This is a genomic window from Rhodopseudomonas sp. AAP120 (genome assembly GCF_001295845.1).
GTDB lineage: Bacteria > Pseudomonadota > Alphaproteobacteria > Rhizobiales > Xanthobacteraceae > Rhodopseudomonas.
This window is the reverse complement of record NZ_LJIC01000172.1, coordinates 1-13,025: the sequence shown is the minus strand read 5'-3', so window position 1 is coordinate 13,025 and position 13,025 is coordinate 1. Positions and strand designations below refer to the sequence as shown.

At 66.8% G+C, this 13,025-nt stretch carries 15 protein-coding genes; 5 read left to right on the top strand and 10 right to left on the bottom strand.

All coding sequences use genetic code 11. The annotated features are described in order from the left end of the window. Window positions 1-448 (bottom strand): pseudouridine synthase (locus IP86_RS24095; protein ID WP_197279977.1); only part of this gene is annotated, 448 nt, incomplete at its 3' end. A 28-nt stretch (window positions 449-476) separates the two neighbouring features. Between IP86_RS24095 and ftsY the strand changes: the two genes are divergently transcribed. Both ftsY and IP86_RS24085 read left to right on the top strand, forming a co-directional pair. Then, the gene (gene ftsY / locus IP86_RS24090) at window positions 477-1,421 is read left to right on the top strand and encodes a signal recognition particle-docking protein FtsY (RefSeq protein ID WP_054164970.1); all 945 of its coding nucleotides are present in this window, start codon (window positions 477-479) and stop codon (window positions 1,419-1,421) included. An 11-nt stretch (window positions 1,422-1,432) separates the two neighbouring features. Continuing rightward, window positions 1,433-2,035, top strand: coding sequence for a septation protein A (locus IP86_RS24085; RefSeq protein ID WP_054164973.1), 603 nt, complete (start codon window positions 1,433-1,435; stop codon window positions 2,033-2,035). 247 nt (window positions 2,036-2,282) lie between these two features. Here IP86_RS24085 and IP86_RS24080 read toward each other — a convergent pair whose 3' ends face one another. From IP86_RS24080 to ccmA, 8 genes are all read right to left on the bottom strand, one after another. After that, window positions 2,283-2,678, bottom strand: coding sequence for a ComEA family DNA-binding protein (locus IP86_RS24080; protein WP_197279975.1), 396 nt, complete (start codon window positions 2,676-2,678; stop codon window positions 2,283-2,285). Window positions 2,679-2,982: 304 nt separating this feature from the next. Continuing rightward, entirely contained in the window at window positions 2,983-3,576 is a 594-nt protein-coding gene (locus tag IP86_RS24075) for a DsbE family thiol:disulfide interchange protein (protein WP_054164969.1), read from the bottom strand. Further along, window positions 3,573-3,749, bottom strand: a complete 177-nt coding sequence (gene ccmD, locus IP86_RS24070) for a heme exporter protein CcmD (RefSeq protein ID WP_054164968.1) — start codon at window positions 3,747-3,749, stop codon at window positions 3,573-3,575. The genes IP86_RS24075 and ccmD overlap by 4 nt, the downstream gene beginning before the upstream one ends. After that, entirely contained in the window at window positions 3,749-4,483 is a 735-nt protein-coding gene (locus IP86_RS24065) for a heme ABC transporter permease (protein ID WP_054164967.1), read from the bottom strand. The genes ccmD and IP86_RS24065 overlap by 1 nt, the downstream gene beginning before the upstream one ends. Before the next feature lie 177 nt (window positions 4,484-4,660). After that, window positions 4,661-5,425 carry an RES family NAD+ phosphorylase gene (locus IP86_RS24060; RefSeq protein WP_054164966.1) on the bottom strand — a complete coding sequence of 255 codons (765 nt, stop codon included), beginning with the start codon at window positions 5,423-5,425 and terminating at the stop codon, window positions 4,661-4,663. Next, on the bottom strand, window positions 5,385-5,768 hold the full coding sequence (locus IP86_RS24055; protein WP_054164965.1) for an antitoxin Xre/MbcA/ParS toxin-binding domain-containing protein: 384 nt from the start codon (window positions 5,766-5,768) through the stop codon (window positions 5,385-5,387). Before IP86_RS24055 ends, IP86_RS24060 begins: the two co-directional genes overlap by 41 nt. A gap of 94 nt (window positions 5,769-5,862) precedes the next feature. Continuing rightward, window positions 5,863-6,531, bottom strand: a complete 669-nt coding sequence (ccmB, locus tag IP86_RS24050) for a heme exporter protein CcmB (protein ID WP_054164964.1) — start codon at window positions 6,529-6,531, stop codon at window positions 5,863-5,865. A 328-nt stretch (window positions 6,532-6,859) separates the two neighbouring features. After that, window positions 6,860-7,462, bottom strand: coding sequence for a heme ABC exporter ATP-binding protein CcmA (gene ccmA, locus IP86_RS24045; RefSeq protein WP_054164963.1), 603 nt, complete (start codon window positions 7,460-7,462; stop codon window positions 6,860-6,862). 211 nt (window positions 7,463-7,673) lie between these two features. Between ccmA and acnA the strand changes: the two genes are divergently transcribed. The 3 genes from acnA (at window position 7,674) to IP86_RS24030 (ending at window position 12,054) form a co-directional block, all read left to right on the top strand. Next, window positions 7,674-10,391 carry an aconitate hydratase AcnA gene (gene acnA / locus IP86_RS24040; RefSeq protein WP_054164962.1) on the top strand — a complete coding sequence of 906 codons (2,718 nt, stop codon included), beginning with the start codon at window positions 7,674-7,676 and terminating at the stop codon, window positions 10,389-10,391. Between the two features lie 152 nt (window positions 10,392-10,543). Continuing rightward, window positions 10,544-11,302 (top strand): DUF1223 domain-containing protein, encoded by a 759-nt coding sequence (locus IP86_RS24035; protein ID WP_054164961.1) that lies wholly within the window; start codon window positions 10,544-10,546, stop codon window positions 11,300-11,302. A gap of 383 nt (window positions 11,303-11,685) precedes the next feature. Further along, window positions 11,686-12,054, top strand: coding sequence for a DUF2794 domain-containing protein (locus IP86_RS24030; protein ID WP_054164960.1), 369 nt, complete (start codon window positions 11,686-11,688; stop codon window positions 12,052-12,054). A gap of 180 nt (window positions 12,055-12,234) precedes the next feature. On the opposite strand, the gene IP86_RS24025 is transcribed toward IP86_RS24030, so the two are convergent. Next, window positions 12,235-12,774 (bottom strand): GNAT family N-acetyltransferase, encoded by a 540-nt coding sequence (locus IP86_RS24025; protein WP_054164971.1) that lies wholly within the window; start codon window positions 12,772-12,774, stop codon window positions 12,235-12,237. Window positions 12,775-13,025: the final 251 nt, after the last annotated feature.

Here is a 13,025-nt window from a genome sequence, read left to right as displayed (position 1 = left end):
CCCGCCATTTCGTCAGCGATGGCAGGCCCGACGGATCGACCTTCTGCCACCAGCCGCGTTCGGCGTTGAGGCGGGCGATCGGCAGGTCGATTTCGCCTTGGTCCTCGACCGGGCCGCCCTCGACGATCGCCCAATAGGTCTTGGAAATCTTGCTGTGCTTGAACAGCAGGCCGAGCGTGGCGGTGGCCTTGCGGTGGCGGCCGAGCACCAGGCAGCCGGAAGTGTCGCGGTCGAGCCGATGCGCCAGCACCGGCGGCCGCGGCAGGCCGAAGCGCAGCGCGTCGAACGAGGCTTCGAGGTTGGGGCCGCCCTTCGGTCCGCGATGCACCGGCAGGCCGGGCGGCTTGTCGATCACCAGCATCAGCCCGTCACGGTGCAGCACCCGCGCCTGGATCTCGTCCGGGGTCAGTTCCGGCACGTCGAATTGATCTGCGTGGCTTTCGTTCATGGTCCGAAACGGCTAACACAGCGCCCTGATGAGTGACACGGAAAACGGCAAAACCAGCTGGTGGCGGCGGCTGTCCAGCGGACTGAAGCGGACGTCGAGCCAGATCGGCACGGCGCTCACCGACCTGATCTCCAAGCGCAAGCTCGACCGGGCGATGCTCGAAGAGATCGAGGACGTGCTGCTGCGCGCCGATCTCGGCACCGAGGTGGCGGGACGGATCGCCGCGGCGGTCGGCGAGGGCCGCTACGACAAGATGATCGCGGCCAGCGATGTGAAAGAGATCGTCGCCGCCGAGGTCGAGAAGGTGCTGGCGCCGGTGGCGAGGCCCCTCACCATCGACACGGCCCACAAGCCGTTCGTGGTGCTGGTGGTCGGCGTCAACGGCTCCGGCAAGACCACCACCATCGGCAAGCTGTCGGCGCGGTTCGCGGCGGAAGGCCGCAGCGTCATGATGGCGGCCGGCGACACATTTCGGGCCGCCGCGATCGAGCAGCTCAAGGTCTGGGGCGATCGCACCAATACGCCGGTGATCGCCGGGGCGCAGGGCTCGGACTCGGCAGGCCTCGCGTTCAACGCGCTGACCGCCGCCAAGGAGCAGGGCCGCGACGTGCTGCTGATCGACACCGCCGGCCGGTTGCAGAACCGCGCCGAGCTGATGAACGAACTCGGCAAGGTCGTGCGCGTCATCAAGAAGGTCGACGCGACGGCGCCGCACGCCGTGCTGCTGGTGCTCGACGCCACCGTCGGCCAGAACGCGCTGTCGCAGGTCGAGGCCTTCACCAAGACGGCAGGCGTAACAGGGCTGGTGATGACCAAGCTCGACGGCACCGCGCGCGGCGGCATCCTGGTCGCAATCGCCGAGAAGCATAAACTGCCGGTGCATTTCGTCGGCGTCGGCGAAGGCGTCGACGATCTGGCGCCGTTCACGGCGCGCGATTTCGCCAAGGCGATCGCCGGTACGGAGGCCGCATGAGCGACCAATTGATCGACAAGAAGCAGCCGCACCCGCTGTTCAAGCTCGCCACCGAGCTCGGCCCGCTGCTGGTGTTCTTCTTCGTCAACGCCAAGTTCAACCTGTTCGCCGCCACCGGCGCCTTCATGGTGGCGGTGATCGTCGCCATCATCGCGTCCTATGTGGTGACCAGGCACGTGCCGATCATGGCGATCGTCACCGCCGTGGTGGTGCTGGTGTTCGGCACGCTGACCCTGGTGCTGCACGACGAGACCTTCATCAAGATGAAGCCGACCATCGTGTACGCGCTGTTCGCCGGGGTGCTGGGCGGCGGGCTGCTGTTCGGCCGCAGCTTCATCGCCATCCTGTTCGATCAGGTGTTCAACCTGACGCCCGAAGGCTGGCGCAAGCTGACGCTGCGCTGGGCGCTGTTCTTCGCCGCGATGGCGGTGCTGAACGAGGTGGTGTGGCGGACGCAGTCGACCGAGTTCTGGGTGTCGTTCAAGGTGTTCGGCATGATCCCGCTCACCATGGCGTTCGCCATGCTGCAGATGCCGCTCGCCAAACGCTACGCCGCGGAACCGACCTCGCTCGACAAGAGCGCGGCGGATGAAGGCGACGTGTCGGGGCGCTGATCGCGATTCCCTCTCCCCGTCATTGCGAGCGAAGCGAAGCAATCCAGAAGCGCAGTGCACGGCGCTGGATTGCTTCGTCGCTACGCTCCTCGCAATGACGGCCGGGTTGGGTCAACGGCTTCGCCACTATCTCCAGCCGTCATTGCCGGGCTTGACCCGGCAATCCATCCTCTTCAGGCGATGGATGCCCGGGTCAAGCCCGGGCATGACGTGTTACTTCGGGGCAGGCGCCCCGGCACCGCATCGCTTACTTCTGCTTGGCGATGATCTTGTCCTTGATGCCGTCGTAGGTCTTCTGCGGCACGATCTTCTTCTGCACCAGCTCGTCCTTGCCCTTGTAGGGGCGGCCCTTGATGATCGCGGCCGAGTAGGCCTTGCCGACGCCGGGGAGCGCGTCGAGCTGTTCGGCGGTGGCCGAATTGATGTCCAAGAGTTCGGTCTTCTCCGCCTTGGCCGGTGCCATCTTGGTCTCGGCCTTGGGGGCCGGCGCCATCTTGGTATCGGCTTTCGGCGGCGGCGCCATGGTGCCGGACGGCGCGGTCTGGGTGCCCTGCGCCATTACCGGGGCGCTGGTGAGCAGGCCGAAGGCGAGCGCGGCGGCAAGCGGGGCAAGGGCGAGGTGGCGCAACTTCAAAGTACGCATCGGGGTGTCCTCCAAGGACGTTGTTAGTCACGGAACCAAGCTAGCCGCCGATTCATGGCGGGTCCAAGGCCGCCAAATGAACCGCTGATAAACGTTGCTAATTATTTCTCGGGCGTGAGTTGTCGGCGCGGCACGGCGCAACCTCTCCCTTGCGGGATAGGTCGGATCGCGTAGCGATCCGGGTGAGGGCACTCCTATCAACGCGTCGCTGAGTCAGTGCTCGGGGCGCCCTCACCCCAGCCCTCTCCCGCGAGCGGGAGAGGGGGCTCGCTGCGGTTGGGGAGGGGGTGCGGATGAACGCCAGTTAGGACTTCGCCAGGGCCTTCTCGATCTCGGGCTTCAGTACCTTGTCGAGATTGTCCGGGGTGATCGGGCCGACCAGCTTGTAGGCGATCTTGCCGTCGCGGCCGACCACGAAGGTCTCCGGCACGCCGTAGACGCCCCAGTCGATCGCGGCGCGGCCGTTGGCGTCGACGCCGACGGCGGCGAACGGGTTGCCGTAGCGGCCGAGGAAGCGGCGGGCGTTGTCGGGCTTGTCCTTGTAGTTGATGCCGACGATCTGGATGCGCTTGTCGTCGCCGAGCGCCGTCAGTAGCGGCGCTTCGTCGTGGCACGGCACGCACCACGACGCCCAGACATTGACGACGCTGACCTTGCCGGCGAACGTCGCCGGCGCGATGCCCGGCACCGCCGCGCCGTCGCGGGCCAATTCTTCGAGCGGCGGCAGCACGGTCTGCGGCGCCTCGCGGCCGATCAGCGCCGACGGAATGCGCGCGATGTCGCGGTCGCCGAGCCTGAACCAGAACAGCACCGCCAGCCCGGCAAATACCAAGAGCGGCAGCGCCACCAGCCAGGAGCGGCGCTTCGGCGACGCGGAGTCGGTGAGGGGCGTGCTCATGACATGTCCGTGGCGCTGCGGCCGGAGCGCCGCGTCGCGCCGCGCGCCTCGAGGTCGCGCAGCCGCGCTTTCTGCCGGCGATAATCGATCACCACCCAGCCGATCAGCAGCAGCACAACCAGCGCGGTGGCGGCGTAAGACGAGACGATGAACTCGGCGTACCGACCGAACATCACGCCGCCTCGGCCCAGCTGGCCTGCATCATCTGCAGCGAGCGGACACGGCGGCGCAGGATCTCGTTGCGCATCGCCGCCACATGCAAAGTGACGAACAGCAGCGAGAAGCCGATCGCCATCACCAGCAGCGGGATCAGGAAGGATTTGTCGAGTGCGGGGCCGCCCATCCGCATCACCGAGGCGGGCTGGTGCAGCGTATTCCACCAGTCGACCGAGAACTTGATGATCGGCAGGTTGATGGCGCCGACCAGCGTCAGCACCGCGGCGGCGCGCGCCGCGCGCGACGGATCGTCGACCGAGCGCCACAGCGCGATCAGGCCGAGATACATCAGGAACAGGATCAGCATCGAGGTCAGCCGCGCGTCCCATTCCCAATAGGTGCCCCACATCGGCCGGCCCCACAGCGAGCCGGTCAGCAGCGCCAGGAACGTGAAGGCGGCGCCGATCGGCGCGGCGGTCTTGGCGGCGACGTCGGCGAGCGGATGCCGCCACACCAGCGTGCCGAGCGAAGCGACGCTCATCACCCCCCAGACGAACATCGCCAGCCAGGCGTTCGGCACGTGCACGAACATGATCTTGACGGTGGCGCCCTGCTGGTAATCGTCCGGCGCCAGCATCGATTGCGTCAGGCCGATGCCGAGCAGCAGCACCGTCAGCCCGGCCAGCCACGGCAGCACACGCCCCGCGAGCGACAGGAACCGGGTCGGATTGGCGAGTTCGGTCAGCGTCATGGCGTTCCTGATATCGGGGCTGAGGGCCGCAGGCAATGACGCCGCGTGGAAGCTGTTGCGGAGTTGATCGGGAGCAACGCGACGGGTGATCGTTCTTGCGGTGCAGCAAGTTAGCCGCTGCGGGCTGGCGGCGGCATCCGGGGCAAACCGGAGCTGCGGCCGGGTCGCGATCGCGCCTCAGCGGTCCCAGACGTATCCCTGCATGCGCGGATCGGCATCGAACGCGCTGCGGCCGAAGGCCAGCGAGCCGCGCGGCGCTTCGCAGAATGCGCGCGCGCCGTTGCGGTCGAGGTGGATGCGCCAGCTCTGGCGCTCGACCGGCGCTTTGCTGCGGAACGCGCGCGGCGACAGCACCGCCACATTGGCGCCGCGCTGCGGGTCGCGTACCGACGGGTACAGGATGATCTCCGCACCGGCGGCGCGCGCCGCTTCGCTGAACGCCTGCCCGGCGGCGTAGTCCTGCGCGTTCATGATCGCGGCGATGTCGTCAGGCGGCCGTATGGTGAGATCGAGCACGCGCTCCGAGCCGAGTTCGACCGCGAAGGCGGTGTATTCGGCCGGGTTCTGCGGCCACGGCGTGGCGGGCGATTCGGCGAAGAAGCGCAGGCGATGAAACACCGCCTCGGCGATCGCGGTCGAGGGCTGCGCGGCGGCGTAGAACACGCCGGTTTCGGCGCCGGGCCGCCGAAACCGCGAACCCCATGGGTTCGTCGCGCTGTAGCGGAACGGCGTCATCAGCAGGAAGTCGAGCCCCTCGCAATCCGGCGGCACCGGCGGCTTGGTGTCCTCGATGATGTCTTCCAGCAGCGCCTGCTCCTCGAGCGAGTCGGTCAGCTTCATCGTCGCCGATTGGTGCTGCGCCTCGACGATGCGCCAGAACCGTCCCGACAGCCGCGCCGACTCAGACCGGAGCGCGTCGCGTATCCAGGTACTGGACGACATGAAACAGCCCCGGAATTTTCTGGATCAGTTCGATCGGCGTGCCGCGCAGCGCGAGGTTGTCACTCTTGATCCATGCGCGCGCCGCAGTCTCGTCGCCGGCCACGATGGCATCGAGCGAGCGGTACAGCCGGACGAACAAAGCGGCGAGTTCGTAAGCCTTGCCGCCGTCGAGCACGTAGTCGCCGCTCTTCATCCGCGACACCACCGACTCCGACAGGCCGATGACGTTGCTCAGCACCTTCTGCGACAGGCCGAGCCGCTCGGCCGCCTTGAGGGTAGCCTTGGTGAGGACCTGCCCTTTATCGAGGGCGGCCGGGGACTGGTTCTTCAGGGCAGCGACCATTTTGCGCTCCTCTTGCTGAAGAAAGAATAAGCCTGATTTCATTCTTCAGCAAGATTAACATCGGCATCCCGGACCGGTTCCAGCTCAAAGAGGGCTAATCCAATCCCTGCCGCAGGCTGGCGGCGGCGGCGAACGGGCCGATCACCAGGCTCATCAGCGAGATCGCGCACAGGATCGAGAACGGGGTGCCGAACGGCACCGGCCCGACGATTGCGGCCTGCGAAGCGGCGACGCCGAAGATCAACACCGGGATCGCCAGCGGCAGCACCAGCACGGCGAGCAGCAGCCCGCCGCGCCGCAGCGTCACGGCCAGCGCCGCGCCGATCATGCCGGTGAAGGTCAGCGCCGGCGTGCCGGCCAAGAGCGTCGCCATCACGGCGAGCGAAGCCGCGCCGTCCAGATTCAGCAGCAGCCCCAACACCGGCGTCGCGACGATCAGCGGCAACCCGGCCGCCAGCCAATGCGCCAACGCCTTGGCGGCGCAGGTCAGCTCCAGCGGCGTGCGGCTCATTGCGATCAGATCGAGTGAGCCGTCCTCGGCATCGGCCGTGAACAGCCGGTCGAGGGTCAGCAGGCTGGCGAGCAGCGCCCCCAGCCACAGGATCGCCGGCCCGAGCCGCTGCAACAACTGCAGATCCGGCCCGACCGCAAACGGCATCAGCACCACAACGGTGAGAAAGAACAGCACCCCGATCAGCGCCCCACCCCCGACCCGCAGGGCGATCGCGATATCGCGACGAATGATGGCCATGAGGGCGGTCATCGGGGGGCTCCTGCGAAGAGCGAGGTGGCGAGTGGGTCTGCATGGGCGTCACGCCTCGCGGCCCCCCCACCCCCGACCCCTCCCCGCAAGGGGGAGGGGAGCCTAGGGGCCGCCAGAGAAGTGGACGGGGAGGTGCAGTCCGTGGAGCGCTCGACGAAGTCGGAGCTACGAGAGAGCAAGAAGTGAGAGTTGCCAGCCAGCAACCTGGCACGGCGCCTCGTCCCCCCTCCCCCTTGCGGGGAGGGGTCGGGGGTGGGGGTCCCCGGGCACGGCGTCGGCGATAGCAAAGCCGCAGCAGCAGACCAGCTCATCACCAGCTCACCCCCGCTCATGCCTTCCCCCCGATCCGCATCTCACGCGCGTCGATCCCGAGCGGCAGATGCGTCGCTGCGACGATCATTCCGCCGCCGGCGAGGTGATGCTGCATCAGCTGCACGAACAGCTCCTGCCCTTTCACGTCGAGCGCGGAGGTCGGCTCGTCCAGCAGCCAGATCGGTCGGCGCACCACCAGCAGGCGGGCGATCGACAGTCGGCGCCGCTGGCCGGCGGACAGATACGCGGCCGGCAGCTCGGCGGCGTGCGCAAGGCCGACCGCGGCGATCGCGTCGGCGAGGTCGGTGGTCTCGCCGCCGAGGAACTCGCGCCAGAACGACAGATTTTCCGTAACGCTGAGCGACGGTTTCAGCGCGTCGCGGTGGCCGAGATAATGCGCCTGTTCGGCGACCGGCGTGTCGGCCTCGCCGCCGTCCAGCGTGATGCTACCAGCGGCCGGCTGCAGCAGACCGGCGATCAGCCGCAGCAGCGAGGTCTTGCCCGCGCCGTTGTGTCCCACGAGCGCCAGCGCCTCGCCACCCGCGACCTCGAAACCCAGTCCGTCGAATACCTCGCGGCCGCCTCGGATACATCGCAGGCCCAGTCCACGCAGCCGCATTCTTGATTGCCTATTCCCGTTCCCGCGCCGACTTCGTCTTGCTCATAAACGATGCCGCCGCTAGTCATTGTCGAACTGGCGGCGCATCTGGAAAGGTTCTATAAGCCGGAACTTGATGCAGCACACTCTCGGCGCCTGCAAGCCGCACGGCTTCTCCATTCGCCGGCCACCGCCTGCCCATCGACAACGATAAATCCTGGGACCGCCTTACATGACCTCGCTCGACAGCTTCAAATGCCGGAAGATCCTCAAGGTCGGCAGCAAATCCTACGTCTATTACAGCCTGCCCACCGCCGAGAAGAACGGCCTGAAAGGCATCTCCCGCCTGCCGTATTCGATGAAGGTGCTGCTGGAGAATCTGCTGCGTAACGAGGACGACCGCACCGTCAAGAAGGCCGACATCATGGCGGTCGCCAAGTGGATGCGGAAGAAGAAGCTCGAGCACGAAATCGCCTTCCGCCCGGCGCGCGTGCTGATGCAGGACTTCACCGGCGTTCCCGCGGTGGTCGATCTGGCGGCGATGCGCAACGCCATGCAGGCGCTCGGCGGCGACGCCGAGAAGATCAACCCGCTGGTGCCGGTCGATCTCGTCATCGACCACTCGGTGATCGTCAACTTCTTCGGTGACAACAAGGCGTTCGGCAAGAACGTCGCCGAGGAATACAAGCAGAACCAGGAGCGCTACGAGTTCCTGAAGTGGGGCCAGAAGGCGTTCTCGAACTTCTCGGTGGTGCCGCCCGGCACCGGCATCTGCCACCAGGTCAATCTCGAATATCTGGCCCAGACGGTCTGGACCAAGAAGCAGAAGATGACGATCGGCCGGACGAAAGGCACGTTCGAAGTCGCCTATCCGGATTCGCTGGTCGGCACCGACTCGCACACCACCATGGTCAACGGCCTCGCGGTGCTCGGCTGGGGCGTCGGCGGCATCGAGGCGGAAGCCGCGATGCTCGGCCAGCCGCTGTCGATGCTGCTGCCCGAAGTCGTCGGCTTCAAGCTCAAGGGCGCGCTGAAGGAAGGCGTCACCGCCACCGACCTGGTGCTCACCGTCACCCAGATGCTGCGCAAGCAGGGCGTGGTCGGCAAGTTCGTCGAGTTCTTCGGCCCCGGCCTCGATCACCTCTCGGTCGCCGACAAGGCGACGATCGCCAACATGGCGCCCGAATACGGCGCGACCTGCGGCTTCTTCCCGGTCGACACCGAAGCGCTGGACTATCTGAAGACCTCCGGCCGCGCCTCGGCGCGCGTCGCGCTGGTCGAGAAGTACGCCAAGGCGCAGGGCCTGTTCCGCACCTCGGCGTCGCCGGATCCGGTGTTCACCGTGACGCTGACGCTGGACCTCGCCAAGGTCGAGCCGTCGATGGCCGGCCCGAAGCGCCCCGAGGGCCGCATCGCGCTGTCGTCGGTGTCTGAAGGCTTTGCCGCCGCGATGGAGACCGAATACAAGAAGGCGCTGGACGGCACGCGCTACAAGGTCGAAGGCAAGAACTTCGACCTCGGCCATGGCGACGTGGTGATCGCCGCCATCACCTCCTGCACCAACACCTCGAACCCGAGCGTGCTGGTCGGCGCCGGCCTCTTGGCGCGGAACGCCGTCGCCAAGGGCCTCAAGCCCGCGCCGTGGGTGAAGACCTCGCTGGCCCCGGGCTCGCAGGTCGTCGCCGAATATCTGGCGAATTCGGGCCTGCAGAAGGACCTCGACAAGGTCGGCTTCAACCTGGTCGGCTTCGGCTGCACCACCTGCATCGGCAACTCCGGCCCGCTGCCGGAGGAGATCTCGAAGTCGATCAACGACAACGGCATCGTCGCCGCCGCCGTGCTGTCGGGCAACCGCAACTTCGAAGGCCGCGTCTCGCCGGACGTGCAGGCCAACTACCTGGCGTCGCCGCCGCTGGTGGTCGCCTATGCGCTCGCCGGCAGCGTCACCAAGAACCTGTCGGTCGAGCCGATCGGCACCGGCAAGGACGGCCAGCCGGTCTACCTCAAGGACATTTGGCCGACCACCAAGGAGATCAACGCCTTCGTCAAGAAGTACGTGACCTCCAAGGTGTTCAAGACGCGCTACGCCGACGTGTTCAAGGGCGACACCAACTGGCGCAAGATCAAGACCGTCGACAGCGAGACCTACAAGTGGAACATGAGCTCCACTTACGTGCAGAACCCGCCGTATTTCGAAGGCATGAAGATGCAGCCGGAGCCGATCGTCGACGTCGTCGACGCCCGCATCCTGGCGCTGTTCGGCGACAAGATCACCACCGACCACATCTCGCCCGCCGGCTCGATCAAGCTGACCTCGCCGGCCGGCAAGTATCTGTCGGAGCACCAGGTGCGCCCGGCCGACTTCAACCAGTACGGCACCCGCCGTGGTAACCACGAAGTCATGATGCGCGGCACCTTCGCCAACATCCGCATCAAGAACCACATGCTGAAGGGCGCCGACGGCAATATTCCGGAAGGCGGTCTCACCAAGCACTGGCCGGACGGCGAGCAGATGTCGATCTACGACGCCGCCATGAAGTATCAGCAGGAGAAGGTGCCGCTGGTGGTGTTCGCCGGCGCCGAATACGGCAACGGTTCGTCGCGTGACTGGGCCGCCAAGGGCACCCGCCTGCTCGGCGTCCGCGCCGTGGTCTGCCAGAGCTTCGAGCGTATCCATCGTTCGAACCTGGTCGGCATGGGCGTGCTGCCGCTGACCTTCGAAGACGGCACCTCGTGGTCGTCGCTCGGCCTCAAGGGCGACGAGACCGTCACCATCAAGGGTCTGCAGGGCGATCTCAAGCCGCGGCAGATGCTCGAGGCGGAGATCAAGTCGTCGGCCGGCAAGGTGACGCGCGTGCCGCTGCTCTGCCGCATCGATACGCTCGACGAGCTGGAGTACTATCGTAACGGCGGCATCCTGCACTACGTGCTGCGCAAGCTCGCTGCCTGAGGCGCGCGCACCACGAAAGTTGCACAAAAGCCTCACTGCGAAGTGAGTGGCAGGTGAACGGAAGGCGGCCTATGCAAAGGGCCGCCTTTTCGTTTTCAAGGCACTCCCGAGCGGCGGCGCACAGCCGTCGCCTGCTCCCGGCAAAGGCGACGATGATCCGATTTCCTGGCTTTTCGCGATGGTCCGGCGCCCTTGGTGTGTGCGCCCTGATCGCGACGACGCATGCGTCCGCGGCGGCCGGTGCGCGCGCCGTGGTCGAGCTGTTCACGTCGCAGGGCTGCTCGTCCTGTCCGCCGGCGGACCGCATCATCGGCGATCTCGCCAAGGATCCGTCGGTGATCGCGCTGAGCCTGCCGATCGATTACTGGGACTATCTGGGCTGGAAGGATACGCTGGCGGACGCCCGCTTCAGCGCGCGTCAGAAAGCCTATTCGCAGATGCGCGGCGACCGCGACGTCTACACCCCGCAGGTGGTGGTCAACGGCGCGGCGCATCTGGTCGGCAGCAATCGCGCCGGCATCGAGGACGCCATCAAGCGCGCCGACAAAAGCAGCGGGACCATGACGGTGCCGGTGGCGATGGCGGTGAACGGCAAGGAGATCAAGGTCTCGGTCGCCGCGGCGCCGGCCGATGCCGCCGCCCGGCAGGGTGAGGTGTGGATCTGCGCCGTGTCGAAGGCGGTGCCGATCGCGATCGCGCGCGGCGAGAACCGCGGCCGCGAGATCACCTATCACAACGTCGTGCGCAATCTGCTCAAGGTCGGCGACTGGACCGGCAGCGCCGGCAGCTGGTCGGTGCCGCTGGAAAACATCGCCCATGAGGGCATCGACGCCGCGGCGGTCTATGTTCAGGACGGCAGCCGCGAGCGGCCCGGAGCGATGCTCGGCGCGGCCTTCACCTCATTACACTGACGGCGGAGTGATACGAAGGGCCGGGCTGCTGCTGCGCGCAGCCCGCCGGAATGCTGCACCCCAAAAACAAAAAGGACCAACTCGCGTTGGCCCAGTCGGGGGATTTAGCTGCTGCGCAGGCCCGGTCTCGACCGCCTCGGGGGGCTGGGGGCTGAGGAATCCGAAGCCGAAGAGACCGAGCCAACGCAGTGATCATAAGATCGCAGGCGCTGCGGGCTATCGCTTGGCGAAAATCGGGCGGTAATAAGATTCGTCCTAACGAACGTGTGAGGCAGTGTTTCCGGCCGGTCTGCTCTGCGACGCCCGGCCGCCTCCGGCCTTAAGTCCCCTTGCGGTGCACCCGGGTCGGCGCAATCATGTCACCCCAGTGACAGGAGGCGCCGATGAGCTTGTATTCCGAGGAGGCCGATCCCAGCGACAGCCGCGCGGCGGAGCGCCAGGGCGTCGCTCCGTTGCAGCCGAGGGTGACGTTCAATCGCCTTGAACTCAATCGCATCCTCAATCTCTACGGCCGGATGGTGGCGGACGGCGAATGGCGTGACTACGCCATCGACTTCCTCAAGGACCAGGCGGTGTTCTCGGTGTTCCGTCGCGCCTCCGAGGTTCCGATCTATCGCATCGTCAAGGACCCGCGGCTGGCCCGCAAGCAGGGCGCCTACAGCGTGGTCGGCGCCAGCGGCCAAATCCTCCGCCGCGGCCACGAACTCGAGCGCGTGCTGCTGGTGATCGACAGGAAGCTGGCGCTGGTGTGATCGGCAAGCTTGATCGGAAAGCGCGAACGGTTTCGCGAGGCCGCGCCCCACGCAGTGAAGTCATCGCCCGGCTCGACCGGGCGACCCAGTATCCCGTGTGTGTGACTCACTGACGCTCTGGGATACTGGGCCCTCCGCTTTCGCGGAGGGTGACGGCTGAGAATGGCGCTATGCGGAGATCTAAACTCCGCTCTGCTCCGGCACGCTCTCCCCGCCGTCGCCCAGCGCGCGCTGCATCATCACGGTGTCGAGCCAGCGGCCGAATTTGAGGCCGACATTGCGGTGCACGCCGATCAGCTCGAAGCCGGTCTTGCGGTGCAGCCCGACCGAGCCGGCATTGGCGGAATCGCCGATCACCGCGATCATCTGGCGGAAGCCGCGCGCCTCGCACTGCGCGATCAGCTCGTTCAGCAGCGCGGTGCCGACGCCGCGGCGCTGCGCTGCGGACGCCAGATACACCGAGTTCTCGACCGTGAACCGATAGGCCGGCCGCGGCCGGTACGGCCCCGCATAGGCATAGCCGCAGACCGCGCTGCCCAGCACCGCCACCAGATACGGAAACCCGCCCCCGGTCAGCGTCTCGAACCGCCGCGTCATCTCGGCGAGGTCCGGCGGGATCAGCTCGAAGGTCGCGGTGCTGGTGCGGACGGCTTCGTCGTAGATGGCGGTGATGGCGGGGAGGTCGGCGGCGGTGGTCGGGCGAATGATGAGGTCGGACATGCGGAGGTTGGACATGGGAAGATCGGACTCGGAGCGGATCGCCAATATTCGCCGTCATACGCGGGCTTGACCCGCGACTCCATCCCCCGCCGTCACCCTCCGCGAAAGCGGAGGGTCCAGTATTCCAGAGCGCTAATGCTGATCGCGCGCGCTCTGGAATACTGGGTCGCCCGGTCAAGCCGGGCGATGACCGGAGGGGGTGGGGCGGGCTCCGCCGTCCCATCGAAAGGCCCGCATCAACAAGGCCCTCC